Source organism: Pantoea sp. Tr-811, from assembly GCF_011752535.1.
Classification (GTDB): Bacteria; Pseudomonadota; Gammaproteobacteria; order Pseudomonadales; family Pseudomonadaceae; genus Aquipseudomonas.
The window spans coordinates 155,072-181,459 of record NZ_VWXJ01000010.1 but is presented as its reverse complement, the minus strand read 5'-3'; the positions used below and the strand labels follow the sequence as shown (position 1 = coordinate 181,459).

The window sequence follows — 26,388 nt, the reverse complement described above, 5'->3', positions numbered from 1 at the left end:
ATATACAGTATATCAGCCGCCCACAATCCAACAGCCCCTTCGGTCAGCCAGCCCTTACTCGGTTGGCTTCTTCAGCTTCGGGTTAGGGAAGAACTGCACGGTCTGCACCTTGGCCGGCGCCGCCTTGGGCGCCAGGTGGTTGACCCGCGTGCCGAGCTCCTTGGGCACCGACAAGCCCTGCTCGTTGAGGGTGTCGGTGAAGCCACAGGCCACGCACTCGCGGTGCGGCACGTCGTCTTCACTCCACATCATCAACTTGTCGGGCTCGCTGCACGCCGGGCAGACCGCCCCGGCGATGAAGCGCTTCTTGGTCTTGTTCACGGCTACCTCACTCATGCCGCCGCGTCCTCGGTCAGGCCGCTGTGGCGCAACAGTGCATCGATGGACGGCTCGCGGCCACGGAAGTCGACGAACAGCACCATCGGCTCACGCGAACCGCCACGGGCCAGGATCGCCTCGCGGAAGGCGCGGCCAGTCTCGGCATTGAGCACGCCTTCTTCCTCGAAGCGCGAGAAGGCATCGGCCGACAGCACTTCGGCCCACTTGTAGCTGTAGTAGCCCGCCGCATAGCCGCCGGCAAAGATGTGCGCAAAGCTGTTGGGGAAGCGGTTGTACGCGGGCGGGCGCATCACCGATACCTCGTCACGCACGCCTTCGAGCACCTGCAGCACGCTGCGGCCATCGCCGTGGCTGGCGTGCAGCTCGAAGTCGAACAGCGAGAACTCCAGCTGGCGCACCATCATCATGCCGGACTGGAAGTTCTTTGCCGCCAGCATCTTGGCGAGCAGGTCCTGGGGCAGGGCAGCGCCGGTTTCGTAGTGGCCGGAGATCAGCGCCAGGCCCTCGGGCTCCCAGCACCAGTTTTCCATGAACTGGCTTGGCAGCTCGACCGCATCCCAGGCCACACCGTTGATGCCAGACACACCGGCATGTTCGATGCGGGTCAGCAGGTGGTGCAGGCCGTGGCCGAACTCATGGAACAGGGTGGTGACTTCATCGTGGGTCAGCAGCGCCGGCTTGCCGGGCGCGGCCGGGGTGAAGTTGCACACCAGGTTGGCCACCGGGCTTTGCAGCGCGCCTGCAGCGGTGCGGCGGCGGTCGCGGGCGCCGTCCATCCAGGCACCGCCGCGCTTGTTGGCGCGGGCATACAGGTCGAAGAAGAAGCGGCCAACGTGCTGGCCGTTTTCCTTGATTTCGAACAGGCGTACGTCCGGGTGCCAGGCGTCGAAGCCTTGCAGCTCGGTGATTTCGATGCCGTACAGGCGCTGGACGATGCTGAACAGCCCGCCAAGCACCTTGTCGATCGGGAAGTAGGCGCGCAGGGCTTCCTGCGACACGCTGTAGCGTTGTTCACGCAGCTTCTCGCCAAAGTAACCGGCGTCCCAGCTGGCCAGTTCCGGGCAACCCTGTTCGGCGGCATAGGCCTTGAGCTGCTCCAGGTCCTGGGCGGCGAAGGGTTTGGAACGCTTGGCCAGGTCGCGCAGGAAGCTCAGCACCTGGTCGCTGGACTCGGCCATCTTGGTCGCCAGGCTCAGCTCGGCGTAGTTCTTGTAGCCCAGCAGCCCGGCCAGTTCCTGGCGCAGGTCAAGAATTTCGCGCATCACCGGGCCGTTGTCGAACTGGCCGGCATTCGGGCCCTGGTCCGAGGCACGGGTGCAGTAGGCGGCGTACAGCTCCTCGCGCAGGGCGCGGTCGCTGGCGTAGGTCATCACCGCGTAGTAGCTGGGGAATTCCAGGGTAATCAGCCAGCCGTCGAGGCCCTTGGCCTGGGCGGCAGCAGCCATCTGCGCCTTGGACGAGTCGGTCAGGCCGGCCAGCGCGGCTTCGTCGGTAACGTGCTTGGTCCAGGCCTGGGTGGCATCGAGCAGCTGGTTGGAGAAGCGGCTGCCCAGCTCGCTGAGCTTGCTCTGCACTTCGGCGTAACGCTGCTGCTTGTCCGCCGGCAAGTCGATACCCGACAGGCGGAAGTCACGCAGGGCATGCTCGAGGATAGTCTTTTGCGCCACGTCGAAGCCTGCCGCTTCCGGGCTGTTGACCAACGCCTGGTAGGCATCGAACAGCGCACGGTTCTGGCCAAGTTCCGTAGAGTAGGCGCTCAGTGCCGGCAGGCAGGACTCATAGGCCTCGCGCAGTTCCGGGCTGTTGCACACCGCATTGAGGTGGCTGACCGGGCTCCAGGCAGCGCCCAGGCGGTCGTTCAGTTCGTCCATGGCCAGCACCAGGCCGGCCCAGGTGGGCTTGTCGCCCTGCTGCTGAAGGATCTCGGCAATGGCTTTACGGTTGTCGGCCAGGATCGCTTCGATCGCCGGCAACACGTGTTCGGCACGGATTTGCGAGAAGGGCGGCAGATCGTGGGATTGCAGAAGCGGGTTGTTCGCAGTCACGGTTTGGATACCTTGGCAGAAGAAACACTGCCCCATCTTAATTACAATCGACGCCGACCGCAGCAGGCAGCCTGCCTATCGGCACAGATGAGAGACGCTATCATGGCCATTCGCAGCTTCCAGCAACACACTCCGAAAGTGGGGCCCCGGGCATTCGTCGACCGATCGGCGGTGGTGCTGGGCGATGTGGAGATCGGTGAAGACAGCTCGGTCTGGCCGCTGACGGTGATTCGCGGCGACATGCACCGCATCCGCATCGGCGCGCGCACCAGCGTGCAGGATGGCAGCGTGCTGCACATCACCCACGCCGGGCCCTTCAACCCCGACGGGTTCCCGCTGATCATCGGCGACGAAGTCACCATCGGCCACAAGGTCATGCTGCATGGCTGCACCCTGGGCAACCGCATCCTGGTGGGCATGGGCAGCACCGTGATGGACGGTGCCATCGTCGAGGACGAAGTGGTGATCGGCGCCGGCAGCCTGGTGCCGCCCGGCAAGCGCCTGGTCAGTGGCTACCTGTACATGGGCAGCCCGGTGAAACAGGTGCGCCCGCTCAGTGAACAGGAGCGCGCCTTCTTCCCCTACAGCGCCGGCAACTATGTGAAGCTCAAGGACCAGCACCTGGCCGAAGGCTACGACCAACCTGAATGACCGCATTCGCGGGCAAGCCCGCGAAGAAGGCCACGCAATACTCAAGTGGAACCCCTTACATGCACCAGCAAAACCTCCTCTTCGACCTCGACGGCACCCTGACCGACCCGCGCCTGGGCATCACCCGTTCGATCCAGTACGCGCTGGCCAAGCTGGGTATCGACGAGCCGGATTTGACCCGCCTCGAACACTTCATCGGCCCACCCCTGCTGCAGGCCTTCATGCAGTTCTATGGCTTCGATGAAGCCAAGGCGTGGGACGCGGTGAATTTCTACCGCGAGCGCTTCCGAGTCACCGGCCTGTACGAGAACCGCGTGTTCGAAGGGGTGCCGGAACTGCTCGAAGCACTCAACGGCCAAGGCCGCACGCTGTACATCGCCACCTCCAAGCCATGGGAATTCGCCCGCGAGATCGCCCGGCACTTCGCCTTCGACCGGCATTTCAAGGTGATCTACGGCAGCGAGCTGGATGGCACGCGCACCAACAAGGTCGAGCTGATTCGCCACCTGCTGGATGAGCAAGGGCTGGACCCTGCGCAAACGCTGATGATCGGCGACCGCAAGCATGACTTGATCGGCGCCCGCAGCAATGGCCTGCAGGCGGTGGCGGTGGGGTATGGGTTCGGTAGCCGGGAGGAGCTGGTGGCCGAGGCGCCGGCGTTTCATTTTGCTACGGTGGCCGAGTTGCATCGGGCATTTTGTAGGGATTGAGGGGGGTGGGGCTGCTTTGCAGCCCATCGCGACCTTTGGTCGCTCCTACAGGGATCGCGTTCCTGGTAGGAGCGACCAAAGGTCGCGATGGGCCGCAAAGCGGCCCCAGCTTCACATCAACCGCTGCAACGCCGCCTTCCTCTCGTCAGCCGGCAACCGCCCAAGCTGCTCGACCCGCTCATAAAACCGCGCCCAGTCTCCATTCACCTCCCGGAACAGGGCCGCAAACGCCGGCACCCACTGGTCATACAGCCCAAACGGCAACAACTTGGCATTGTTCAACGGCGCGTAGATCCAGGCGTCATAACGTTTATCCCCGTTCCACTGGCTGTCACGCACCTGCTTGTACTCGCCCCGCAAGCGCTCGAATTCCGCCTGCTTGGCCATTCGCTTGTGCGCATCGTCCAGCGGCCCTGCATAAATCGCCTGCAACCGCTCACGGCTGGCCAGTATCAGCCGGGTGAACTGCTCACGCTGCTCGGAATCATCCGCCCCCACCGGCGCAAGCCCGCGTGCCACCCGCCATTGCCGGGTGCCTTCCTGCTCGACGAAGTTGGCATACGACTCGTTGAACTCGGTGTCGTCCTTCACATAGAACCGCTGGTGCGCCAGCTCATGGAAGATCAGCGTGGCCAGGCGTTCATCACCCCAGGCCGCCATGGACGAGAGGATGGGGTCATCGAACCAACCCAACGTCGAATAGGCCTCCACGCCGCTCACGTACACATCCAGCCCCTGCTCACGCAGCAACGCCGCGGCACCCCGGGCAGCGCCCTGCTGGTAATAGCCCCTGTACGCCACGCAGCCGGCAATCGGAAAGCAATGGGTCACCGGCTGCAGCGACAGCTCCGGCGTTGCGAACACATTCCACACCACGTAGGGCCGCTTGAGGTCGGTATACAGCCGGTAGCTGCGGTTATCTGGCAGCTTCAGGTGCTGGCTGGCGAACAACCGCGCCTGCTCGGCATGCGCCAGGCGCTCGCGCAGCTTCGCCGGGGTGGCGGGGTTGGCGATCACCTGGTCCACCGGCTGGCGCGCCCGCAGCAGCTGCCATTGGCCCTCGGCCAGCTGGCCGTAGTAGCCCAGGCTGCTGCAACCGCTCAGCGCAATGATGCCCAGCAGCGGAACCAAATGCCTGAAAACGCGGTCGAGTGGCCCAGGGCCTGAGCGCTTGAGAACAACAAAGAGATCCATCTGGGGCTTTCCCGCTCACGGCCAATGCACTTCAAGACTATCTCGCCAAGGGGGAGTTTCGCCATGCGTGCACTGTTGGTCACCGGCTCATTGTTGCTGGTTTCGGCCTGTTCGACCCTGCCAGACCCCGACCCGAACCAGGCCTGGGTCGACCTTGCGCCCTACGACAACGCCTCGCTGCACGCCGTGCAGGTAGACGAGCGCGACTGGGCCGACAACCGCTATTTCGAAGTACAGCCCGGCAGCCACGAGCTGACCGTGCGCTACCAGTTCCCGGTTGCACCGAGCAATATCGGCCCGGTCGAGGAGCCGTTGTGGCGCGATTGCCAGGTCAAGGTGGCCTACAAAGGCTTCAATGCCGGCGAACGCTACCAGGTGCAGGCCGGCAGCATCGGTTTCCGCCCCTGGATCAAGCTCTACGACCAACAGCAAAAACTGGTCGGCCAAGGCTCGCCAGCAGGTTGCCAACGCACCTGAGCCCGGCAAATGGCGCTATGCTTGTAAGCTGTAAATCGCAAGTGGGAGTTTTGCCATGCGCCAGCCCATGATGCTGATCGCCCTCAGTGCACTGGGGGCTTGCGCCAGCCCCTTGCCGCCCGCCGACCCCGGCAAAGCCTGGGTCGACCTCTATACCATGACCCCAGGCCGCCTGGTCATGGCCGACCGCCTGGACGGCCAGCGCCTGGATGATGGCCGCTACTTCCAGGTAACGCCCGGCAAGCACGAACTGGTGGTGCGCTTCGATTATGAAATCTATGCCGGCGGCATCATGACCGAGCCCAAGGACCGCACCTGCTACCTGACCGTGCGCTACAACGACTTCAAGGCCGGCGAGCGTTACCGGCTGGAGGCCCGGGCACCGGTGATGGAGCCGCAGGTGCTGCTGTATGACGCCAGCCGGCGGGTGGTGGTGAACGAGCCCAGCGATGTGTTTTGCATTCCCTGAGCGGAGCTGCCTTGCAGCCCATCGCGACAACCTGTCGCGATGGGCCTCAACCGTCAGCGATCATTCTTCTGGTAAATGATCTTCTTGGTACCACCCTCGCAGCTACCCACGACCATGTTCTGGTCCTTCACCTCGCTGTTGGGCACGATCTCCAGGGTGTAGGACTGCACCCCCTGGGCCTGGATCTTGGCTTCGATCTCAGCCTTGAGTTCTTCGCACGGTTTTACCGCCGCCAAGGCAGAAGTGGCCATCAGCGAAGCCAGCACGGCGATTGCTACGCGAATCATGGAACGGCTCCTGGAAGGGCAGCGGTGCTGCCGATGCTGTTTAGACTACAGCAAACCGTTGCCGTTGCGCCGCTTAGCCCACCAGCGTGGCATCCAGGCTGATCTTCGCGTTGAGCACCTTGGACACCGGGCAACCGGCCTTGGCCTTGTTGGCGATTTCCTGGAACTGCGCGTCACTGGCGCCGGGCACCTTGGCCTTGAGAATCAGGTGCACCGCCGTGATGGCAAAGCCGTCTGGCTGCTTGTCGAGGGTGACTTCGGCAATGGTGTCGATGCGCTCGGGGGTCAGCCCGGCTTCACCCAGCATCATCGACAGTGCCATCGAGAAGCAGCCGGCATGGGCCGCGCCAATCAGCTCCTCTGGGTTGGTGCCCGGCGAGCCTTCGAACCGTGTGTTGAAGCCGTAAGGGTTTTGCTTGAGGGCGCCACTTTCAGTGGAGAGCAGGCCCTTGCCATCCTTCAGGCCACCTTGCCAAATCGCCGATGCTGTCTTTTTCATGATGCCTCCTGGTCGCAGGGTTACTTACCTAACGGTTCAGAGGCCAGCGTCCTACGGCAAGTTCAGAGCAATTACCCCGTTAGCATTGAATCCGGCGAATGTGCCCATACAGAGTCAACAGGGCCTGCGGGCCAACCATTCTTGCGGAGGCTCCCATGACGCCGTTGCGTGACCTGAAAATATCCACCCTCGACCTGGTGCCCGTGCGCGCCGACCAAGGCCCGGCGCAATCGCTGCACAACTCGCTGGACCTGGCGCGGCATGTGGAGCGCTTTGGCTACAACCGCTTCTGGGTCGCCGAACACCACAACATGGACGGCATCGCCAGCTCAGCCACCTCGGTGCTGATCGGCTACCTGGCCGGCGGCACCTCGACCATCCGAGTCGGCTCCGGTGGCATCATGCTGCCCAACCACGCCCCGCTGGTGATCGCCGAACAGTTCGGCACCCTGGCCAGCCTCTACCCCGGGCGCATCGACCTGGGCCTGGGCCGCGCGCCGGGCTCCGACCAGATGACCGCCTACGCCCTGCGCCGCGACCGCGCCGGCAGCGCCGACGATTTCCCGGACGATGTGGAAGAACTGTCGCGCTACCTGGGCCCGCGTACCGATGACCAGAAAGTGATCGCCGTGCCCGGCCACGACACCGACGTGCCCCTGTGGCTACTCGGCTCCAGCCTGTTCAGCGCCCAGTTGGCCGGCATGCGCGGCATGCCCTATGCCTTTGCCTCGCACTTCGCGCCGCGCTACATGCATGAGGCGATTCGCATCTACCGCGACCACTTCAAGCCCTCCACCACCTTGGCCAAGCCCTACGTGATGCTGGGGATTCCGATGGTGGTGGCGGAAACCGACGAGAAGGCCGAGTACCTGGCAACCTCGGTATACCAGCGCATTCTGGCGCTGATTCGTGGGCAAAGCCTGATGCAGAAACCGCCAGTGCCGAGCATGGATGGCCTGTGGCTGCCCCATGAGCGCGATGCAGTGGGCAGTTTCCTGGGCTTGGCGATGATTGGCAGCCCGCAGAAGGTGCGGGCCAAGGTCGAGGTGCTGCTGGAGCAGACCGGGGCCGATGAGCTGATCTTCACCTGTGATTTGTATGAGCATGCGGACCGGGTGCGGTCCTATGAATTGTTGGCGCAGGCCTTGAAAACCGAGTGACGTTCTTCGCGGGGCAAGCCCGCTCCTACAATCTAATGTGTAGGAGCGGGCTTGCCCCGCGAAGAAGCCAGCCTCTCACCCACGGCGGTAGACAATCTCCTTGCTACCCGCCTCGCAGCTGCCCACCACCTTGCCCGCCGGGTCGCCTTTCTTGACGATCTCCAGCTTGTAGCCGCTCACACCCTTGGCATCGAGCTTGGCCGCGATTTCCGCCTTGAGCTCTTCACACGGCTTGCCTGCAGCCATGGCACCACCGGCCAGCGCCATCATCCCCACTGCCAGAATCAGTTTCTTCATCGATCGCATTCCTTGTTACAGATGAGAAAAGACCAGAAGGGCGCCGCCAAGGCGCCCTTCGAAGTTATAACGCCATCACGCCGGGCGATGCCAGCCCGATTACGTTTCAGCTGTTGGCAATACGGAAGCCCACCTTCAACGTCACCTGGAAGTGCGCTGCCTTGTTGTCGCGGATATGCCCCCGGGTGTCGACCACCTCGAACCACTCCAGGTGCTTGATGCTCTTGCCCGCTTCGGCCAGGGCATTGTTGATCGCTTCTTCGATGCTGGTGGGGGACGAACCTACCAGTTCGATCTTCTTGTAGGTGTGATGATCGGTCATGAGCGCTCTCCTTGGATGACAGTCAGTTGAGCCTAGCAGTGCAGGCCACGTTTACCTGCGAGCGGTAACCGCCCGGTAAAGTTCGATCGCACTTTCCCGCAGCCAGGGGGTCGCACTTGTTACAGTCCATACTGCAAAGGAGAGTCAACATGCACCGCAACTCGCTGCGCAAATCGTCCCTGGAAAGCATGGAAGCAGAGATCGAGAGCCTGCTCAAAAGCCTGGAAAACCTGAAGCATGACGCTTCCGAGGAATCGCAAAAGTCGGTGAAGGCGATACGCAGCAATGCCGAGAGCGCCCTGCGCCACTCGCGCAGCCTGATCAGCGATGCCTACCAGGAAGTCAAGCAACGCACCCGCCAAACCGGTATCGCTACCCGCGACTACGCACAGGAACATCCCTACACCACCGCCGGCGTGGCCATCGGCGCCCTCGGCCTGTTGGCGGCCTACCTGCTGTGCAAGCGTAACTAAGCGCTCTGGCGCGCCAGTTCCGCGCGCAGCCACTGCGCCAGCTGCTCGGCGCGCCCATCCGCGGCGCGCCGTGGCACCCACAGCGCCAGCGCGGCGGGGGTAGCTGAAAAGCCCCACGGCGCGCTGAGCCGCCCGGCCCGCAGGTCATCAGCCACCAGCGGCTGCGGGGCGATGGCCACCCCAAGGCCGGCCACGGCCGCCTCCAGCAAGTAATACAAATGCTCGAACGCCTGGCCGTAGTGCAACGTCGCCGGGTCCAGGCCCTGCTCGGCCACCCAGGTAGGCCAGGCTTGCGGGCGCGAGGTGGTGTGGAGCAACGCCTCATCGAGCAATGCCTTGGCAGGCGCGCCCTGCAAGCGTTCGAAGCCGTTGAAGTGCGGGCTCAGCACCGGGCCAATGCGCTCCTGGGCCAGCACATGCACCTGCATGTCTGCCGGCCACGGCGGCTCGGCGTACACCAACAGCGCATCCAGCCCGGGCCGGCGCGGGTCAAGGTCGCCTTCGCCGGCGGACAGGTGCAGGCGCAAGGCCGGCAGGTCGGCGTTCAACCGGCCAAGGCGGGGAATGAACCAGCGCGCCAGCAGGCTGCCGGAGCACCCCAGCACGAACGGCGCTTCGCTCACATCCCGGCTCAGCTCGGCGCAGACGCTACGCAGGCGGTCGAATGCCTCGCCACTGGCATCGCGCAGGCGCACCCCGGCATCTGTGAGTTTGATGCCGCGCCCGTCCTTGGTGAACAGGGCCACGCCCAAGTGCTCCTCCAGCACCTTGAGCTGCCGGCTGACGGCCCCGTGGGTGACGTGAAGCGCTTCGGCTGCCTGGCTCACGCTGTTGAGCCGGGCAGTGGCTTCGAAGGCCCGCAGGGCATTGAGAGGAGGGAGGTCGTGGGCCATGTTACCTGTGAGTTTTTCTGACAAGTTTGCGCAATCTTATCGGTTTTCAGCCGGGCGCGCCGTGGTTACAGTAAAGCCCATCACTCATTCACTACGCCCTGGAGCGACCCATGTCCCAGTCCCAATACCGTCCCGGCCCCGACGCCAACGGCCTGTTCGGCTCGTTCGGTGGCCGCTACGTGGCCGAAACCCTGATGCCGCTGGTGCTGGACCTGGCCCGCGAATACGAAGCAGCCAAGGCCGACCCGAAATTCCTCGAAGAGCTGGCCTATTTCCAGCGCGACTACATCGGCCGCCCCAACCCACTGTATTTCGCCGAGCGCCTGACCGAACATTGCGGCGGCGCGAAGATCTTCTTCAAGCGTGAAGAACTCAACCACACCGGCGCACACAAGGTGAACAACTGTATCGGCCAGGTGCTGCTGGCCAAGCGCATGGGCAAGAAACGCCTGATCGCCGAAACCGGCGCCGGCATGCACGGCGTGGCCACCGCCACCGTCGCTGCCCGCTTCGGCCTGCCGTGCGTGATCTACATGGGCGCCACCGACATCGAGCGCCAGCAGGCCAACGTGTTCCGCATGAAGCTGCTGGGCGCCGAGATCGTACCGGTCACCGCCGGCACCGGCACCCTGAAAGACGCCATGAACGAGGCCCTGCGCGACTGGGTCACCAACGTTGAAGACACCTTCTACCTGATCGGCACCGTGGCCGGCCCACACCCGTACCCGGCCATGGTCCGCGACTTCCAGTCGATCATCGGCAAGGAAACCCGCGCCCAACTGCAGGAAAAGGAAGGCCGCCTGCCAGACAGCCTGATCGCCTGCGTGGGCGGTGGCTCCAACGCCATGGGCTTGTTCCATGAATTCCTCGAAGAGCCAAGCGTGCAGATCATCGGCGTCGAAGCCGGTGGCCACGGCGTGCACACCGACAAGCACGCGGCCAGCCTGAACGGCGGCGTACCGGGTGTGCTGCACGGCAACCGTACCTACCTGCTGCAGGACGAGGACGGCCAGATCACCGACGCCCACTCGATTTCCGCAGGCCTGGACTACCCCGGCATCGGCCCGGAGCACGCCTACCTGCACGAAGTGAAGCGCGTGGAATACGTCAGCATCACCGACGACGAGGCGCTGGATGCGTTCCACGCCACCTGCCGCCTGGAAGGCATCATCCCGGCCCTGGAAAGCTCCCACGCCCTGGCCGAGGCGATCAAGCGCGCGCCGAACCTGCCCAAGGACCACCTGATGGTGATCTGCCTGTCGGGCCGTGGCGACAAAGACATGCAAACCGTGATGAACCACATGGCCGCCCAGGAGAAACAGGCATGAGCCGTCTTGAACAACGCTTCGCCGAACTGAAAGCCGAAGGCCGCGCGGCGCTGGTCACCTTCGTCACCGCCGGTGACCCGGGCTACGACGCTTCGCTGCAGATCCTCAAGGGCCTGCCAGCCGCCGGTGCCGACGTGATCGAGCTGGGCATGCCGTTCACCGACCCAATGGCTGACGGCGTGGCCATCCAGCTCGCAACCTTGCGCGCCCTGGAAGCCGGCCAGACCCTGGCCAAGACCCTGCAGATGGTTCGTGAATTCCGTGTGGATAACCACACTACGCCAATCGTGCTGATGGGCTACTACAACCCGATTCACCGCTTCGGTGTGGATAAATTCGTCGGCGAAGCCAAGGCTGCCGGTGTCGATGGCCTGATCATCGTCGACCTGCCGCCAGAGCACGACGCCGAACTGGCCACCCCGGCCCAGGCGGCGGGCATCGACTTCATTCGCCTGACCACCCCGACCACCGACGATGCCCGCCTGCCGCGGGTGCTGGAGCGCAGCTCCGGGTTCGTCTACTACGTGTCGGTGGCGGGTGTGACCGGCGCAGGCTCGGCGACTACCGAGCACGTGAGCGAGGCGATTGCCCGCCTGCGCCGGCATACCGACCTGCCGGTCAGCGTTGGTTTCGGCATTCGCACGCCGGAGCAGGCGGCAAACATCGCCCGCCTGGCGGATGGTGTGGTGGTGGGCTCGGCGCTGGTCGACAAGATTGCCCAGGCCAAATCCGCGGACCAAGCCGTTGGCGATGTATTGAGCCTGTGTTCGGCACTGGCTGAAGGTGTGCGCGGCGCCCGGTTGTAAACCGCGTCGCCTGCTTCGCGGGGCAAGCCCGCTCCTACAGGAGGAATGCGTAGCCCGCAGGGCTGGGTGATCTCTGTAGGAGCGGGCTTGCCCCGCGAAGAGGCCAGCCCAGGCTAACCCGGCCTAACCCCCAAAAATCGACAGATTCAAAGGCCGCACAGCCCCCATCCAGATCGCATGGTCCCGGTGATCCGCCAGTTCATCCCCAGTCAGCGGATGCAGGAACACCACCAGCCCCTTGCGATAAAGCGCCAACCACGGCAGCACCACCCCAACGAACTCCGGCTCGAACGCCAACTGGCAACTCCAGTCCGGGTGTGGCCCGACCGGCTTCTGGTGCATGCGCCCCATGGTCACCGGAAACAACCGCGCGGCCTCTTCACACAGCTCGCGGGCCTGCTCCAGGGTGGATGCGTCGTAATAAACGTGGGCGTGGTAGCCCTTGATCCTTTGCACGGTAACTCCTGAAATCGAACCGACCGTATGACTATACGCCGAACCCAGCACTACTGACTGCGCTCCTGCTCCAGCCAACCCACGAACCGCTCGATCAGCGCCCCGCGCCGCTTGCGCGTCGGCAGCACCACGTAATACCCCCGCGCCGAGCGCAAACTCCCCTGCAGCGGCCGGCACAGCAACCCTTGCTCCACCAGCCCGTCCACCAGGTGCCCCCAACCAATCGCCACCCCTTGCCCAGCAATCGCCGCCTGAATCAGCAGGGTGTAGTTGTCGAACCGCAACTGCCCCGGCGGCGGCGGGCTGGCCAGGCCAAGCCCGCGAAACACCCCTGCCCAGTCAAACCAACGGCTGGCTTGCTCGCCGCGCAAATGCAACAGGGGTAATCGCTGCAAAGCCTCGGCTGACAAGGGTTTGCCAGGAATCAGCCGTGGGCTGCACACCGGAAACACTTCTTCGTCGAACAACCAGCGGCTTTCGCCCTGGCGAAAGCGGCCGTCGCCAAACAACACGGCCACATCAATGTCCGGGCGCAGCATTGCCTGGCTGCGCTCACCCGTCACCAGGCTGACATCCACCTGTGGATAAAGCTGGTGAAAGCGCTGCAAGCGGGGCATCAGCCAGAACGCGGCAAAGGCAAAATCCGTGGCCACCTGCAGCACCTCACGCTGGCCTCGGCCACTTGCCTGGGCAATGCCATCGTCCATGGCCTGCAGGCCCTGGTGCACCTGTTCATAAAGCACCAGGCCCGCCTCGGTCAGCTCGATGCCCCGGTAGATGCGGTCGAACAAACGCGTGCCCAGCTGCGCCTCCAGGCGCTTGACCTGCTGGCTCACCGCCGGCTGCGTGGTCCCCAGCTCCAACGCTGCGGCGGTGAAGCCACGCAGGCGGGCGGCGGCCTCGAACACCCGCAAGGTATCCAGTGAAAGCTCGGCAAGGTGCTCAAACATAAGCGTGGCTAATCCCAGTCATTGCCCGCCATGGGCTTTACCCATGTTATCCACAGTCGCATCTTGGTAGGCAAGCGGTTCGCATAACCCCCAACGATGGATACCAGCATGACGCGCCCGAATATCCTGTTCATCATGGCCGACCAGATGGCCGCACCCTTGCTGCCGATCTACGGCCCTTCGCCCATCCAGATGCCGCACCTGAGCCGCCTGGCCGAGCAGGCGGTGGTGTTCGATTCGGCGTACTGCAACAGCCCGCTGTGCGCGCCCTCGCGTTTCACCCTGGTCAGCGGCCAGTTGCCCAGCCGCATCGGCGCCTACGACAACGCCGCCGATTTCCCCGCCGACGTGCCCACTTATGCACACTACCTGCGCCGCCTGGGCTACCGCACCGCGTTGTCGGGCAAGATGCACTTCTGCGGCCCCGACCAGTTGCACGGTTACGAAGAACGCCTGACCAGCGACATCTACCCCGCCGACTACGGCTGGGCGGTGAACTGGGATGAGCCGGATGTGCGCCCCAGCTGGTACCACAACATGTCCTCGGTACTGCAGGCCGGGCCCTGCGTGCGTACCAACCAGCTGGATTTCGACGAGGAAGTGGTGTTCAAGGCCCGCCAGTACCTCTACGACCATGTGCGCGAGAACGATGGCCGGCCGTTTTGCCTCACGGTGTCGATGACCCACCCGCACGACCCGTACACCATTCCCAAGCGCTACTGGGATCGCTACGAGGCTGTGGATATCCCCATGCCACGCGCCGAGCTCAGCCAATCGGCGCTCGACCCCCATTCCCAGCGCCTGCTCAAGGTCTACGACCTGTGGAACAAGCCGCTGCCTGTGGATAAGATTCGCGATGCCCGCCGCGCCTACTTCGGCGCCTGCAGCTACATCGACGACAACATCGGCCAGCTGCTACAAACCCTGGAAGAGTGCAACCTGGCCGACGACACCCTGATCGTGTTCTCCGGCGACCACGGCGACATGCTGGGTGAGCGCGGGCTCTGGTACAAAATGCACTGGTTCGAAATGTCGGCCCGGGTGCCCTTGCTTATCCACGCGCCCAAGCGCTTCGCCGCAGGCAGGGTGAGGGCTTCGGTGTCGACTTGCGACCTGCTGCCAACCCTGGTGGAACTGGCTGGCGGGGCTGTGGATAACCACCTGCACCTGGACGGCCGCTCACTGCTCGGCCACCTGCAGGGGCAGGGCGGGCACGACGAGGTGATCGGCGAATACATGGCCGAAGGCACCGTCGGCCCGCTGATGATGATTCGCCGTGGGGCCTATAAATTCGTGTACAGCGAAGACGACCCCTGCCTACTCTATGACCTGAGCCACGACCCGCACGAGCGGGAGAACCTCGCCGGCAGCCCGGACCACCAGGCGCTGCTGCAGGCATTCGTCGATGAAGCGCGCCAGCGCTGGGATATCCCCAGCCTGCGCCAGCAGGTACTGGCCAGCCAGCGGCGCCGCCGCCTGGTGGCCGAGGCCCTGGCCATCGGCACACTGAAAAGCTGGGACCACCAACCGCTGGTGGATGCCAGCCAACAGTACATGCGCAACCACATCGATCTCGACGACCTCGAGCGCAAGGCACGTTATCCACAGCCCGCCCCCATGGATTGAGAAGAGAGGCCGCCATGCAGAAGTTCTCCACCGCCGTGTTGACCCTGGCCCTGGGCCTGGGTGCTGCCACGGCCCACGCCGCCGACGACGACGCGCAATGCAGCACCGTGAAGATGGCCGACCCCGGCTGGAGCGACATCGCCTCGACCAACGCCGTCGCCCGCTTGCTGCTGGAGAGCCTGGGTTACCAGGTGAAGATCGACAGCCTGGCGGTGCCGATCATCTACGGCGGCCTCAAGAATGGCCAGGTCGATGCCTTCCTGGGTAACTGGATGCCGGCGCAGCAGGGCTTTCACGACAAGTTCATCGCCAGTGGCGACGTGCAGCAACTGTCGCGCAACCTGGAAGGCACCGAGTTCACCCTGGCCGTACCGGATTATGTGTGGAACGCCGGGGTGAAAGATTTCGCCGACCTGCAAAAGCACGCCGACCAGTTCGACAAGAAGTTGTACGGAATTGGCTCAGGGGCCCCGGCCAACTTGTCTCTGAAGGAAATCATCGAAAAGAACCAGTTCAACCTTGGCCAATGGAAGCTGGTGGAATCGAACGAGCAGGCGATGCTGACGCAGGTAGACCGGGCGGTGAAGAAGCAGCAGTTCATCACTTTCCTCGGCTGGACGCCGCACCCGATGAACGTGAAGCTAAAAATGCACTACCTGACGGGCGGGGAGCAGTGGTTCGGCAGCAAGGGCGAGGTGTTTACGCTGACGCGCAAGGGTTATCCACAAGCCTGCCCGAACGCGGCCAAGTTGTTGGGCAACCTGAGTTTCACCCTCGACATGGAAAACACCATCATGGCCCAGGTTGTGGATAAGAAGGTGAGCTTCGATCAAGCGGCCAAGGCGTGGGTGAAACAGCACCCAGAGTTGCTGGAAGGTTGGCTTGCCGGGGTGACTACCAAGGAAGGTGGCGATGCCCTGGAGGCCGTAAAAGCCAAGCTCTGATCCCTGCCCCTGTGGATATCCCCCTGTAGGAGATCACTCTGCGCTGTCGCGCAGGGAACATTGCCAGCAGAGGCGCCGCCATTCTTTGTAGGAGCGGGCTTGCCCCGCGAAAACCGGCGTAGCCGGTGCCATACACCGCGCCGCCTGCTTCGCGGGGCAAGTCGGGTCGCCGCACCGCCGCTCCTACAGGTATTGGGTAATGCCTGGGGAGGTCAACCCCGCGCCAGCTGCCGGCGCAGCTCGGCCAGCACCGGCGCGGTATCCGGCCGCACGCCACGCCACAGGAAGAACGCCTCGGCCGCCTGTTCGGCCAGCATCCCCAGCCCATCCAGCACCTTGGCCGCCCCCAGCTTTTCAGCCCACTGGCAAAACGGCGTCGGCTCCTTGCCATACATCATGTCGTAGCACACGGTGCGCCCGGCCTCGACCAAGCTCTCGGCAATCGGCGGCAGCTCACCGGCCAGGCTCGCCGACGTGGCATTGATGATCACGTCCACCGGCTCACGCAGCCAGGCAAACCCGCTGGCCACCACCGGGCCCAGTTCATCGAACTCCCGCGCCAGCTGCTCGGCCTTTTCCACCGTGCGGTTGGCGATCACCAGCGACTGCGGCTTGTGCGCCAGAATCGGCTCCAGCACGCCACGCACGGCGCCACCGGCACCCAGCAGCAGAATGCGCTTGCCAGCCAGCACTACCCCGGCATTCACCGTCAGGTCGCGCACCAGGCCGGCGCCGTCGGTGTTGTCACCCAGCAGGCTGCCATCGGCCAGCTTGCTCAGCGTGTTCACCGCGCCAGCGCGTTGGGCACGTGGGGTCAGGCTGTCGCACAGGCGATAGGCCTCTTCCTTGAACGGCACGGTGACGTTGCCACCGCTGCCTTGCTTGAAGAAGCCGCGCGCGCAGTCGCTGAATTCATCCACAGGCGCCAGCAAGGTGGCGTATTCCAGGTGCTGGCCGGTTTGCTCGGCGAACAGGCGGTGAATCAGCGGCGACTTGCTGTGGCCGATGGGGTTACCGAAAACAACGTACTGGTCCATGACGGTTCCTTGTTTATCCACAGGCTCACTGGCCGAGCCAATCGCGGTCCTGCAGGAAGTATTCGGTCAGGCGCGCTTCCTCGCTACCGGGTTCGGCCTTCCAGTCGTAGCCCCAACGCACCTGCGGTGGCAGCGACATGAGGATCGACTCGGTGCGGCCCCCCGATTGCAGGCCGAACAGGGTGCCACGGTCGTACACCAGGTTGAACTCCACATAGCGGCCACGGCGGTATTCCTGGAATTCGCGCTGCTGCGGGGTGAAGGGGGTGTGCTTGCGGCGCTGGACGATCGGCAGGTAGGCCTCGACGTAAGCGTCGCCGATGGCGCGCAGGAAGGCGAAGCAGGTGTCGAAGTCCCATTCGTTCAGGTCGTCGAAGAACAGGCCGCCGATGCCGCGTGGCTCGCCACGGTGCTTGAGGTGGAAGTAACGGTCGCACCAGGCCTTGTAGCGCGGGTACACGTCGGCGCCGAACGGCGCGCAGGCCTGCTCGGCCACGCGGTGCCAGTGGATGCAGTCTTCTTCGTGGGCGTAATACGGCGTGAGGTCGAAGCCGCCGCCGAACCACCACACCGCCTCTTCGCCTTCTTTTTCAGCGATGAAGAAGCGCACGTTGGCGTGGGACGTGGGCACATGGGGGTTGTGCGGGTGAATCACCAGCGACACGCCCAGGGCTTCGAAGCCTCGGCCTGCCAGTTCCGGGCGATGGGCGCTGGCCGACGGCGGCAGGCCGGCGCCGAACACGTGGGAGAAGTTGACCCCGCCTTTCTCGATCAGCTGGCCATCACCGATCACCCGCGTGCGGCCCCCGCCACCGGCTTCGCGCACCCAGGCGTCCTCGACGAAGCGGGCACCGCCGTCTTCGGCTTCGAGGGCAGAGCAGATGCGGTCTTGCAGGTCGAGCAGGTAGGCTTTCACGGCCTCGGTGCGGCTAGTCATCGGGTCACCAGGAACGGGCAGGGAAGAATTCGCCGGCTAGCATACCACCGCCGGCGCGCGCGCCGCAGTTGACGGCGATCAAGCAAAGGCGTCCGATAGAAGGCCTTTTCCCGATCCCGACAACAGGAGTGCGAGATGGCCAAGCGTATCCAGTTCAGCCAGCATGGCGGCCCGGAAGTGCTGCAGCTTGTGGAATTCGACCCCGCCCCGCCGGGCCCGCAGCAGGTGCGCGTGCGCAACCATGCGATCGGCCTGAACTTCATCGACACCTATTTCCGCGGCGGGCTGTATGCGCCGCCGTCCCTGCCTTCGGGGTTGGGCACCGAGGCCGCTGGCGTGGTCGAGGCCGTGGGTGAGGGCGTCAGCCGCCTGAAGGTCGGCGACCGCGTGGCCTACGGCACCGGCCCGCTGGGTGCCTACAGCGAGGTGCACACGCTGCCGGAGGCCAACCTGGTCAAGCTGCCCGAGCACATCAGCTTCGAGCAGGCCGCGGCGGTCATGCTCAAGGGCCTGACCGTGCAATACCTGCTGAAGCAGACCTACGCCGTGCAACCGGGCGACGTGATCCTGTTCCATGCTGCGGCGGGGGGTGTTGGCTCGCTGGCATGCCAGTGGGCCAAGGCGTTGGGGGCCAAGCTGATCGGCACGGTGAGTTCTGCCGAGAAGGCCGAGCGGGCGAAGGCGCTGGGGGCCTGGGCGACTATCGATTACAGCCGCGAAGACGTGGCCAAGCGGGTGCTGGAGCTGACCGATGGCAAGAAATGCCCGGTGGTGTATGACGGTGTGGGCGCCGACACCTGGCTGACCTCGCTGGATTGCCTGCGGCCACGGGGGTTGATGGTGAGCTTTGGCAATGCTTCGGGGGCGGTGAGCGGGGTGAACCTGGGGATTCTGTCGCAGAAGGGGTCGTTGTACGTCACGCGGCCGACCTTGGCGACGTATGCCAATAATGCCGAGAACACCCAGGCCATGGCCGATGACCTGTTTGCCATGATTGGCAGTGGGCAATTGGTTGTGGATATCCAGCAGCGGTATCCGTTGAGTGAGGCGGCCAAGGCGCAGACGGAGTTGTCGGCGCGCAGGACGGTGGGGTCTACGGTGTTGTTGCCGTAAGCGTATGCCTTGAGGTTTTCAGCGCCTGTGAAATCGAGCGCCGCCCGCGCGGCGCTTCGCGAGCTGCGCTCGCTCCTACGTTTGTTTCGGGCCAGTGAGTTCTGGGGAATTGCGCGCGAACGCCTTGGCGCCTGGCGCGATATCGTGTCGTATCAACAAGGCGGTCGCGTACGCCTGCCACAGGCATAACTGGCCCGAAACAAACGTAGGAGCGAGCAAAGCTCGCGAAGCGCCGCGCGGGCGGCGCTCGATCTCACAGGCGCTGAAAGCATCAAGGCAGGCACCTCTCAGCCCCCACACCGCCTACTGCTTAACAGGCGCCGATTCAATGCCATCCAGAATCGCCTCAACCAACCCCTCGGCCATCTCGACCGCATGCAGGCTGGACCAATACATCCCACGGCCTTCCTCGCTCAGGTAATCGAGGGTCTTATAGCCGGTTTCGTAGGCGCAGCGCAGGTACAGCGCGATATGAACCAGCGCATCAGCGGCGCAGATGTTGGGGTTTACGCTGAACAGCGCTTCATGACCGGCGTCGCAACGGCCGAAGGCGCGGGGGGCAGTGTTGGGAAGGGGTGGATCCGGGACGATTTTCTTGATCATTGGAAAATGCTCCTCAAAGCCACCACCCTTCACTACCACGTGAAGGGTGGCGACTGTACGCGAGGTGGTAGACCCGGGCATTTTCCAATCCAGGCAGGCTCGAAAGCCTCCCACGCACAGCCGCCATAGACTGTCATGGAAAAAATGCATCCGGGCTACCACACCCGATCGCCAAGTTATTCGGCGACGGTCTGAAGCCTAGAGGCAAGGATTCCCACTGAGAAGGTGATGGCAGGGGACGCTGGCTGTAGGATATTTCCCTAATACGCAGGTTGGACAGGCTGTTTGGCAACAATCAGAAAAACCTGCGGGTGTTCGCCGAAAGGTATGTGTCGCCTATGCGACCGAGCGCCGCGCGGGCGGCGCTCGATCTCATAGGCGCAGAAAGCATCAAGGCAGGCACCTCTCAGCCCCCACACCGCCTACTGCTTAACAGGCACCGATTCAATGCCATCCAGAATCGCCTCAACCAACCCCTCGGCCATCTCGACCGCATGCAGGCTGGACCAATACATCCCACGGCCTTCCTCGCTCAGGTAATCGAGGGTCTTGTAGCCGGTTTCGTAGGCGCAGCGCAGGTACAGCGCGATATGAACCAGCGCATCAGCGGCGCAGATGTTGGGGTTTACGCTGAACAGCGCTTCATGACCGGCGTCGCAACGGCCGAAGGCGCGGGGGGAGGTTTTGGGAAGGGGTGGATCCGGTACGATTTTTTTCATTGCTTGCTCCAGATAAAGGAGCTGGCACCTATCCGTTACCACACGATTTAGGTGGCAGCTGTACGCGGGGTGGTAAAACCGGGCTGGAGGCGCTCCCGGTAGGCACGAAGCCTCCCACGCACAGCTGCCATAGCTGTGACGCCCCAAGCACACCCGGGTTACCACACCCGATCGCCAAGTTATTCGGCGACGGTCTGAAGCCTAGAGGCAAGGATTCCCGCTGAGAAGGTGATGGCAAGGGACGCGGGTTGTAGGATATTTCTCAATCCTCAATCCGCACAGCCATGCGAGACATATTCAGAAAAATCCGTGCGGGTTTGGCGTCTGTAGGAGCGGGCTTGACCCGCGAAGCAAGCACCGCGGTGCATGGCACCGGCTGCGCCGGTGTTCGCGGGGCAAGCCCGCTCCTACAAAGGGTAGCGGCGCGTTTGCGGGCAATGTTCCCTGCGCGACACCGCAGCCCGCGAGGGCTGGGTTATCTCCCACAAAGTACCGCACATGCCTTGAGGTTTTCAGCGCCTGTAAAATCGAGCGCCGCCCGCGCGGCGCTTCGCGAGCTGCGCTCGCTCCTACGTTTGTTTCGGGCCAGTGAGTTCTGGGTAATTGCGCGCGAACGCCTTGGCGCCTGGCGCGATATCGTGTCGTATCAACAAGGCGGTCGCGTACGCCTGCCACAGGCATAACTGGCCCGAAACAGACGTAGGAGCGAGCGCAGCTCGCGAAGCGCCGCGCGGGCGGCGCAGATGTTGGGGTTTACGCTGAACAGCGCTTCATGGCCGGCGTCGCAGCGGCCGAAGGCGCGGGTGGTAGTGTTGGGAAGGGGTGGATCAGGAACTATCTTTTTCATGGGACAACTCTCGCTTCTATGCCCCACCTATTCGTTACCACACGATTAGGTGGCAGCTGTACGCAGGGTGGTAAACCGGTGAGAGTTCCCATAACCCGGCAGGCACGAAGCCTCCCGCGTACAGCCGCCATAGACTGCCAGGAACTCTCCGGTTCGGGTTACCACACCCGATCGCCAAGCTATTCGGCGACGGTCTGAAGCCTAGAGGCAAGGATTCCCACTGAGAAGGTGATGGCAGGGGACACGGGTTGTAGGATATTTCCCTAGTACGCAGGTTGGACAGGCTGTTTGGCAACAATCAGAAAAACCCGCAGGTGTTCGCCGAAAGATATGTGTCGCCTATACGACCGAGCGCCGCCCGCGCGGCGCATCGCGAGCTGCGCTCGCTCCTACGTCTGTTTCGGGCCAATGTTCATGTGGCCACCGCAAACGGCCCTTTGGCGCATGGCTTGAAATTTGCGCCGAGCCACAACGGCCTCACCCCGGGCGAACAACCTCACCCGTGGCCAAGTTCCGAATCACACTCGGATTCTTCCGCCCCCCCAACGCCCCACCCAGCACCAAATCCAGCTGCCCATGAAAATACTGCTCCACCCGCAACCGGGTCTTCGCCGCCGGGCGGCCGCCTGGGTTGCACGAGGTGGAAATCAACGGCCCCACCAGCGCGCACAACTCACGCACCTGCGGATGGTCACTGACCCGCAGCGCCACGGTGTCGTGCTGGCCGGTCACCCACTCGGGCAACAGGTCCTGGTGCGGCACCAGCCAGGTGTTCGGCCCAGGCCAGGTGCTGCCCATGCGGTCGATCCAGTCCTCGGGGAAATCCTCGAACAGAAAGTCGAACTGGCGGATGTTGTCGGCAATCAGGATAAGCCCCTTATCCACAGGCCGCGACTTGAGCGCCAGCAGGCGATACACCGCGTCCTCGTTCCATGGGTCGCAGCCCAGGCCCCAGACCGCTTCCGTCGGGTAGGCGATTACCGCGCCCGCCCGGATCTCACGTGCGGCTTGTTGCACACGAAAACTGCTCACCATGATTTGTCTCTCCGCCTATAAACCTTGCTTGCGCGCAGTGTACTTAGCCGGCGCGGGCAAACCAACGCCCAGCCACATTGCTGACCCGGCCTTCAAGCTCAAGCTCAGTGAGCTGCGCCAGCACCTCGGCCAGCGGCCGGTCGCTGAAGTGGGCCAGGTTCTCGCTAGTCTGTGGCGCGGCATGCAGCAGGGCAAGCAAAGGATGCACAGGCTTTTCCACCACCGCCGGCGGCAAGTGCTGCCAGCCACGCAGGCTGTCGATGATCTGCTGCACATTTTCCACCAGCAGCGCCCCATCGCGAATCAACTGGTGGCAACCCTTGGCCGCCGTGTGGTGAATCGACCCCGGAATGGCATACACCTCGCGGCCCTGCTCGGCAGCCAGGCGGGCGGTGATCAACGAGCCACTGGCAAGGCTGGCCTCGACCACCAGCACGCCCAGCGACAACCCACTGATGATGCGGTTACGCCGGGGGAAGTTGCCCGGCAACGGCCCGGCATCCAGCGGGTACTCGGAAACCAGCGCGCCACCGCTGTCGATCATCGCCTGGGCAAGCTCGCGGTGGCGCTGTGGATAAAGTTTTTGCAAGCCACTGCCGAGCACGCCAATCGTACCCCCGCCAACCTCCAGCACAGCCCGATGAGCGGCGCCATCGATACCCAGCGCAAGGCCACTGGTGATGGTGAAACCGGCCTGGGCCAGGCAGCGGGAAAATGCCCGGGCCGTGTCCAGCGCCGGGGGCGTTGCACGCCGGCTGCCAACGATGGCCAGTTGCGGGCGGTCGAGCAGTGCCGGGTCGCCAGCGACGAAAAGCAGCGGCGGCGGGTCGTCGATTTCCGCCAGCAACGCCGGGTAACCAGGGCCGTCCCACATCAGTAAATGCTGGCCCGGACGCTCTATCCAGGCCATTGCGGCCAGGGCACCATCACGTACCTCAGCACTGCGCCGGGCATCGATGGTGGCCTGTGGAATACCCAGCGAACGCCATGCCGAACCGGGCGCGCTAAGCGCCGAAGAGGCACTGCCGAAGGCTTCAAGCAAGCTGCGAAAACGTCTTAAACCCGTCTCGGGCAAGCGGTGCAGGCGCAGGCGTGCCTCCAGTTCAGCCGGGTGGCAAGGCGACGAATGGTTAATCGACATCGGGATCATCCTTGATCGAAACAGGGCCATCTACGTGGCACAACCTGTGGATAAGTTTGTGAGTAACACTTTGAAAAGCTGTCCATGAATGGCTGGCTATGAGGCCTATAGAGACCCTAGACGAGCTTTCACAGGTGCTGAAATCCGCGTTTCCCTTTATTATGTGTGCTCAGTTTTCAACCGACCGCACAGTGACTGCCTGACCTTATGGCCATCTTGAACATTCTCGAATTCCCCGACCCGCGCCTGCGCACCATCGCCAAACCGGTGACGGTGTTCGACGACGCCCTGCGTCAGCTGATCGACGACATGTTTGAAACCATGTACGAAGCCCCCGGCATCGGCCTGGCCGCTACCCAGGTCAACGTGCACCAACAGGTGGTGGTGATGGACCTCAGCGAAGACCGCAGCGAACCGCGCGTCTTCATCAACCCCACCGTCGAGGAACTGACCCACGACATGGGCCAGTACCAGGAAGGCTGCCTGTCGGTGCCGGGCTTCTACGAAAACGTCGACCGCCCGCTGCGTGTTCGGGTCAAGGCCCAGGACCGCGACGGCAAGCCGTACGAGCTGGAATGCGAAGGCCTGCTGGCGGTGTGCGTGCAGCACGAGTTCGATCACCTCAACGGCAAGCTGTTCGTCGACTACCTGTCACAGCTCAAGCGCGACCGGATCAAGAAGAAGCTGGAAAAGCAGCACCGCCAGCAAGCCTGATCCCTACCTTCCAGAAGGCTTGCTCCGGCAAGCCTTTTTCTTTTTTGAAGCGAGAACTCCATGCGCATCGTCTTTGCAGGCACTCCCGAGTTTGCCGCCGAACACCTCAAGGCCCTGCTCGACAGCCCGTACGAGATCGTGGCCGTCTACACCCAGCCCGACCGCCCCGCCGGCCGTGGCCAGAAGCTCATGCCGAGCCCGGTCAAGCAATTGGCCGTGGCCCATGACATCCCTGTGTTCCAGCCGCCGACCCTGCGCAACCCTGATGCACAGGCGGAACTGGCCGCGCTCAAGCCAGACCTGATGGTGGTGGTGGCCTACGGCCTGATCCTGCCGCAAGTGGTACTCGACATCCCACGCCTGGGCTGCATCAACAGCCACGCTTCCCTGCTGCCGCGCTGGCGCGGTGCAGCGCCGATCCAGCGCGCCGTGGAAGCGGGCGATGCCGAGAGCGGCGTCACCGTGATGCGCATGGAAGCGGGCCTGGATACCGGCCCGATGCTGCTCAAGGTGGTCACCCCGATCAGCGCCGAGGATACCGGCGGCAGCCTGCACGACCGCCTCGCCGAAATGGGCCCGCCTGCCGTCATCCAGGCAATTTCCGGCCTGGCCGACGGTACGCTGCACGGTGAAGTGCAGGACGATGCCCTGGCCACCTATGCACACAAGCTGAACAAGGACGAAGCGCGCATCGACTGGAGCCGCCCGGCCATTGAGCTTGAGCGCCTTGTCCGCGCCTTCAACCCGTGGCCGGTGTGCCACAGCACCCTCGACGGCGAAACCGTGAAGGTGCTGGCCGCCAACCTGGCCACAGGCCAGGGCGCACCGGGCGAGATCCTGTCCGCCAGCAAGGACGGCCTGGTGGTCGCCTGCGCTGACCAGGCGCTGAGCCTGACCCGCCTGCAACTGCCCGGTGGCAAGGCGCTGAACTTCAGCGACCTGTTCAACAGCCGCCGCGAGAAATTCGCCGCCGGCAAGGTGCTGGGCCAATGAACCCACGCCTCGCCGCCGCCCGTGCCCTTGCCGCTGTTCTCAGCGGCAAGGCCTCGCTCAACAGCTCGCTGCCGGCCCAGCTGGACAAGGTCGATGAACGCGACCGCGGCCTGACCCAGGACCTGGCATTCGGCACCGCACGCTGGCAACCCCGCCTGGACCTGCTGGCCGCGCAGCTGCTGCAAAAGCCGTTCAAGGCCGCCGATGCCGATGTGCAGGCACTGCTGCTGGTCGGCCTGTACCAGCTGTTCTACACCCGCATTCCGGCCCACGCCGCCCTCGGTGAAACCGTTGGCTGCGCCGACAAGCTGAAAAAGCCGTGGGCCAAGGGCCTGCTCAATGCCGTGCTGCGCCGCGCCCAACGCGAGGGCGAGGCACTGCTGGCCGGCATGGAGCGCGACCCGGTGGTGCGCACCGCCCACCCACGCTGGCTGCAGAAGTCGCTCAAGGCCTTCTGGCCAGAGCAGTGGGAGGCCATCTGCGCGGCCAACAACGCGCACCCGCCGATGATCCTGCGGGTCAACCGCCGCCACCACAGCCGCGACGGCTACCTGGCGCTGCTGGCAGGCGCCGGCATTGCCGCCAGCGCCTGCCAGTACAGCCGTGACGGCATCGTCCTCGCCCAGGCCTGCGACGTGCGTGGCCTGCCGGGCTTTGCCGAAGGCTGGGTGAGCGTGCAGGACGAAGCTGCACAACTGTCCGCCGACCTGCTCGAACTGGCCCCCGGCCAGCGCGTGCTCGACGCCTGCTGCGCCCCTGGCGGCAAAACCTGCCACCTGCTCGAAGCCGAACCCGGCCTGGCCCACATGACGGCCATCGACCTGGAAGCCAAGCGCTTGACCCGCGTGCGCGAAAACCTCGACCGCCTGCAACTGGACGCCGAGCTGATTGCCTGCGACGCCCGCGACACCGCCAGCTGGTGGGACGGCAAGCCGTTCCAGCGCATTCTGCTGGATGCGCCGTGCTCGGCCACCGGCGTGATCCGCCGCCACCCGGACATCAAGCTGACCCGCCAGGCCGAGGACATTCCGGCCCTGGCCACGCTGCAAGGCGAACTGCTCGATGCCCTGTGGCCAACCCTGGAAGTGGGCGGCATGCTGCTGTACGCCACCTGCTCCAGCCTGCCGACCGAAAACACCGAAGTGATCGATGCCTTCCTCGCCCGCACCCCAGGCGCCCGCGAGCTGGACCTGGCCACCGAAGCCGGCCTGCGCCAGCCCCACGGCCGCCAGTTGCTGGCCCAGGAAGGCGGCCACGACGGTTTCTACTATGCCAAGCTGATCAAGATCGCCGCCTCGCGCGGGTAAGCACACAGGGTAGGGA

The 26,388-nt window shown here is 64.1% G+C and carries 30 protein-coding genes; 14 read left to right on the top strand and 16 right to left on the bottom strand.

What is annotated here, in order from left to right; translation table 11 throughout:
- Positions 1-54 precede the first annotated feature (54 nt).
- Positions 55-336 (bottom strand): YheV family putative zinc ribbon protein, encoded by a 282-nt coding sequence (locus F3J44_RS16965; protein ID WP_016484250.1) that lies wholly within the window; start codon positions 334-336, stop codon positions 55-57.
- A complete protein-coding gene (gene prlC / locus F3J44_RS16960; RefSeq protein WP_370526760.1) occupies positions 333-2,384 on the bottom strand; it encodes an oligopeptidase A in 2,052 nt (683 codons plus the stop codon). The genes F3J44_RS16965 and prlC overlap by 4 nt, the downstream gene beginning before the upstream one ends.
- A 102-nt stretch (positions 2,385-2,486) precedes the next feature.
- Between prlC and F3J44_RS16955 the strand changes: the two genes are divergently transcribed.
- Positions 2,487-3,035 (top strand): gamma carbonic anhydrase family protein, encoded by a 549-nt coding sequence (locus tag F3J44_RS16955; protein ID WP_167063827.1) that lies wholly within the window; start codon positions 2,487-2,489, stop codon positions 3,033-3,035.
- A 59-nt stretch (positions 3,036-3,094) separates the two neighbouring features.
- Positions 3,095-3,745 carry an HAD family hydrolase gene (locus F3J44_RS16950; RefSeq protein ID WP_167274234.1) on the top strand — a complete coding sequence of 217 codons (651 nt, stop codon included), beginning with the start codon at positions 3,095-3,097 and terminating at the stop codon, positions 3,743-3,745.
- 111 nt (positions 3,746-3,856) lie between these two features.
- Here F3J44_RS16950 and F3J44_RS16945 read toward each other — a convergent pair whose 3' ends face one another.
- The gene (locus tag F3J44_RS16945) at positions 3,857-4,939 is read right to left on the bottom strand and encodes an aminopeptidase (RefSeq protein ID WP_167274232.1); all 1,083 of its coding nucleotides are present in this window, start codon (positions 4,937-4,939) and stop codon (positions 3,857-3,859) included.
- 63 nt (positions 4,940-5,002) lie between these two features.
- Here F3J44_RS16945 and F3J44_RS16940 point away from each other — a divergent pair, with 63 nt between their 5' ends.
- On the top strand, positions 5,003-5,416 hold the full coding sequence (locus F3J44_RS16940; RefSeq protein ID WP_167063820.1) for a hypothetical protein: 414 nt from the start codon (positions 5,003-5,005) through the stop codon (positions 5,414-5,416).
- A 55-nt stretch (positions 5,417-5,471) separates the two neighbouring features.
- The gene (locus tag F3J44_RS16935) at positions 5,472-5,885 is read left to right on the top strand and encodes a hypothetical protein (protein ID WP_167063817.1); all 414 of its coding nucleotides are present in this window, start codon (positions 5,472-5,474) and stop codon (positions 5,883-5,885) included.
- 53 nt (positions 5,886-5,938) lie between these two features.
- Here the strand turns inward: F3J44_RS16935 and F3J44_RS16930 are convergent, their stop codons facing one another.
- A complete protein-coding gene (locus F3J44_RS16930) occupies positions 5,939-6,172 on the bottom strand; it encodes a DUF1161 domain-containing protein (protein ID WP_167063814.1) in 234 nt (77 codons plus the stop codon).
- Positions 6,173-6,245: 73 nt separating this feature from the next.
- Entirely contained in the window at positions 6,246-6,671 is a 426-nt protein-coding gene (locus F3J44_RS16925; protein WP_167063811.1) for an OsmC family protein, read from the bottom strand.
- A 155-nt stretch (positions 6,672-6,826) separates the two neighbouring features.
- Between F3J44_RS16925 and F3J44_RS16920 the strand changes: the two genes are divergently transcribed.
- Positions 6,827-7,831 (top strand): LLM class flavin-dependent oxidoreductase, encoded by a 1,005-nt coding sequence (locus tag F3J44_RS16920; protein WP_167063808.1) that lies wholly within the window; start codon positions 6,827-6,829, stop codon positions 7,829-7,831.
- 75 nt (positions 7,832-7,906) lie between these two features.
- Here F3J44_RS16920 and F3J44_RS16915 read toward each other — a convergent pair whose 3' ends face one another.
- Positions 7,907-8,128, bottom strand: coding sequence for a DUF1161 domain-containing protein (locus F3J44_RS16915; RefSeq protein WP_167063805.1), 222 nt, complete (start codon positions 8,126-8,128; stop codon positions 7,907-7,909).
- A gap of 106 nt (positions 8,129-8,234) precedes the next feature.
- Positions 8,235-8,450, bottom strand: coding sequence for a dodecin (locus F3J44_RS16910; RefSeq protein ID WP_003253076.1), 216 nt, complete (start codon positions 8,448-8,450; stop codon positions 8,235-8,237).
- Positions 8,451-8,599: 149 nt separating this feature from the next.
- Between F3J44_RS16910 and F3J44_RS16905 the strand changes: the two genes are divergently transcribed.
- The gene (locus F3J44_RS16905) at positions 8,600-8,923 is read left to right on the top strand and encodes a YqjD family protein (RefSeq protein WP_167063802.1); all 324 of its coding nucleotides are present in this window, start codon (positions 8,600-8,602) and stop codon (positions 8,921-8,923) included.
- On the opposite strand, the gene F3J44_RS16900 is transcribed toward F3J44_RS16905, so the two are convergent.
- On the bottom strand, positions 8,920-9,816 hold the full coding sequence (locus F3J44_RS16900; RefSeq protein ID WP_167274229.1) for a LysR family transcriptional regulator: 897 nt from the start codon (positions 9,814-9,816) through the stop codon (positions 8,920-8,922). The genes F3J44_RS16905 and F3J44_RS16900 overlap by 4 nt on opposite strands.
- A 110-nt stretch (positions 9,817-9,926) precedes the next feature.
- Here F3J44_RS16900 and trpB point away from each other — a divergent pair, with 110 nt between their 5' ends.
- Both trpB and trpA read left to right on the top strand, forming a co-directional pair.
- Positions 9,927-11,144, top strand: a complete 1,218-nt coding sequence (gene trpB / locus F3J44_RS16895) for a tryptophan synthase subunit beta (RefSeq protein WP_167274226.1) — start codon at positions 9,927-9,929, stop codon at positions 11,142-11,144.
- On the top strand, positions 11,141-11,950 hold the full coding sequence (gene trpA / locus F3J44_RS16890) for a tryptophan synthase subunit alpha (RefSeq protein ID WP_167274224.1): 810 nt from the start codon (positions 11,141-11,143) through the stop codon (positions 11,948-11,950). Before trpB ends, trpA begins: the two co-directional genes overlap by 4 nt.
- Before the next feature lie 123 nt (positions 11,951-12,073).
- Here trpA and F3J44_RS16885 read toward each other — a convergent pair whose 3' ends face one another.
- Together F3J44_RS16885 and F3J44_RS16880 are read right to left on the bottom strand one after the other, a co-directional pair.
- Positions 12,074-12,406, bottom strand: a complete 333-nt coding sequence (locus F3J44_RS16885; RefSeq protein WP_167063790.1) for a DOPA 4,5-dioxygenase family protein — start codon at positions 12,404-12,406, stop codon at positions 12,074-12,076.
- A 50-nt stretch (positions 12,407-12,456) separates the two neighbouring features.
- Positions 12,457-13,356, bottom strand: a complete 900-nt coding sequence (locus F3J44_RS16880; RefSeq protein ID WP_167274221.1) for a LysR family transcriptional regulator — start codon at positions 13,354-13,356, stop codon at positions 12,457-12,459.
- Between the two features lie 108 nt (positions 13,357-13,464).
- On the opposite strand from F3J44_RS16880, the gene betC reads away from it, so the two are divergent.
- Both betC and choX read left to right on the top strand, forming a co-directional pair.
- Positions 13,465-14,982, top strand: a complete 1,518-nt coding sequence (gene betC, locus F3J44_RS16875; protein WP_167063784.1) for a choline-sulfatase — start codon at positions 13,465-13,467, stop codon at positions 14,980-14,982.
- Between the two features lie 14 nt (positions 14,983-14,996).
- Positions 14,997-15,926, top strand: coding sequence for a choline ABC transporter substrate-binding protein (choX, locus tag F3J44_RS16870; RefSeq protein WP_167274218.1), 930 nt, complete (start codon positions 14,997-14,999; stop codon positions 15,924-15,926).
- 212 nt (positions 15,927-16,138) lie between these two features.
- Here choX and aroE read toward each other — a convergent pair whose 3' ends face one another.
- Together aroE and hemF are read right to left on the bottom strand one after the other, a co-directional pair.
- On the bottom strand, positions 16,139-16,963 hold the full coding sequence (gene aroE / locus F3J44_RS16865; protein ID WP_167063778.1) for a shikimate dehydrogenase: 825 nt from the start codon (positions 16,961-16,963) through the stop codon (positions 16,139-16,141).
- Between the two features lie 25 nt (positions 16,964-16,988).
- Positions 16,989-17,900, bottom strand: a complete 912-nt coding sequence (gene hemF / locus F3J44_RS16860; RefSeq protein ID WP_167063775.1) for an oxygen-dependent coproporphyrinogen oxidase — start codon at positions 17,898-17,900, stop codon at positions 16,989-16,991.
- A gap of 135 nt (positions 17,901-18,035) precedes the next feature.
- Between hemF and F3J44_RS16855 the strand changes: the two genes are divergently transcribed.
- Positions 18,036-19,013, top strand: a complete 978-nt coding sequence (locus F3J44_RS16855; protein WP_167063771.1) for an NADPH:quinone reductase — start codon at positions 18,036-18,038, stop codon at positions 19,011-19,013.
- A 303-nt stretch (positions 19,014-19,316) separates the two neighbouring features.
- Here F3J44_RS16855 and F3J44_RS16850 read toward each other — a convergent pair whose 3' ends face one another.
- From F3J44_RS16850 to dprA, 4 genes are all read right to left on the bottom strand, one after another.
- Positions 19,317-19,616 (bottom strand): hypothetical protein, encoded by a 300-nt coding sequence (locus F3J44_RS16850; RefSeq protein ID WP_167063768.1) that lies wholly within the window; start codon positions 19,614-19,616, stop codon positions 19,317-19,319.
- 422 nt (positions 19,617-20,038) lie between these two features.
- Complete coding sequence (locus F3J44_RS16845; RefSeq protein ID WP_167274216.1) at positions 20,039-20,335, bottom strand: hypothetical protein; 297 nt, start codon at positions 20,333-20,335, stop codon at positions 20,039-20,041.
- 1,324 nt (positions 20,336-21,659) lie between these two features.
- Positions 21,660-22,217, bottom strand: a complete 558-nt coding sequence (locus tag F3J44_RS16840; protein ID WP_167063762.1) for an L-threonylcarbamoyladenylate synthase — start codon at positions 22,215-22,217, stop codon at positions 21,660-21,662.
- Between the two features lie 43 nt (positions 22,218-22,260).
- Positions 22,261-23,358: a DNA-processing protein DprA gene (dprA, locus tag F3J44_RS16835; protein WP_167274213.1), complete on the bottom strand. Its 1,098-nt coding sequence runs from the start codon at positions 23,356-23,358 to the stop codon at positions 22,261-22,263.
- A gap of 207 nt (positions 23,359-23,565) precedes the next feature.
- Here dprA and def point away from each other — a divergent pair, with 207 nt between their 5' ends.
- From def to rsmB, 3 genes are read left to right on the top strand one after another with little or no spacing between them, the layout of a single operon-like run.
- The gene (gene def, locus F3J44_RS16830) at positions 23,566-24,072 is read left to right on the top strand and encodes a peptide deformylase (RefSeq protein WP_003260000.1); all 507 of its coding nucleotides are present in this window, start codon (positions 23,566-23,568) and stop codon (positions 24,070-24,072) included.
- Between the two features lie 60 nt (positions 24,073-24,132).
- Complete coding sequence (gene fmt, locus F3J44_RS16825) at positions 24,133-25,065, top strand: methionyl-tRNA formyltransferase (RefSeq protein ID WP_167274210.1); 933 nt, start codon at positions 24,133-24,135, stop codon at positions 25,063-25,065.
- The gene (rsmB, locus tag F3J44_RS16820) at positions 25,062-26,372 is read left to right on the top strand and encodes a 16S rRNA (cytosine(967)-C(5))-methyltransferase RsmB (protein ID WP_167063755.1); all 1,311 of its coding nucleotides are present in this window, start codon (positions 25,062-25,064) and stop codon (positions 26,370-26,372) included. The genes fmt and rsmB overlap by 4 nt, the downstream gene beginning before the upstream one ends.
- The last annotated feature ends 16 nt before the right edge of the window (positions 26,373-26,388 follow it).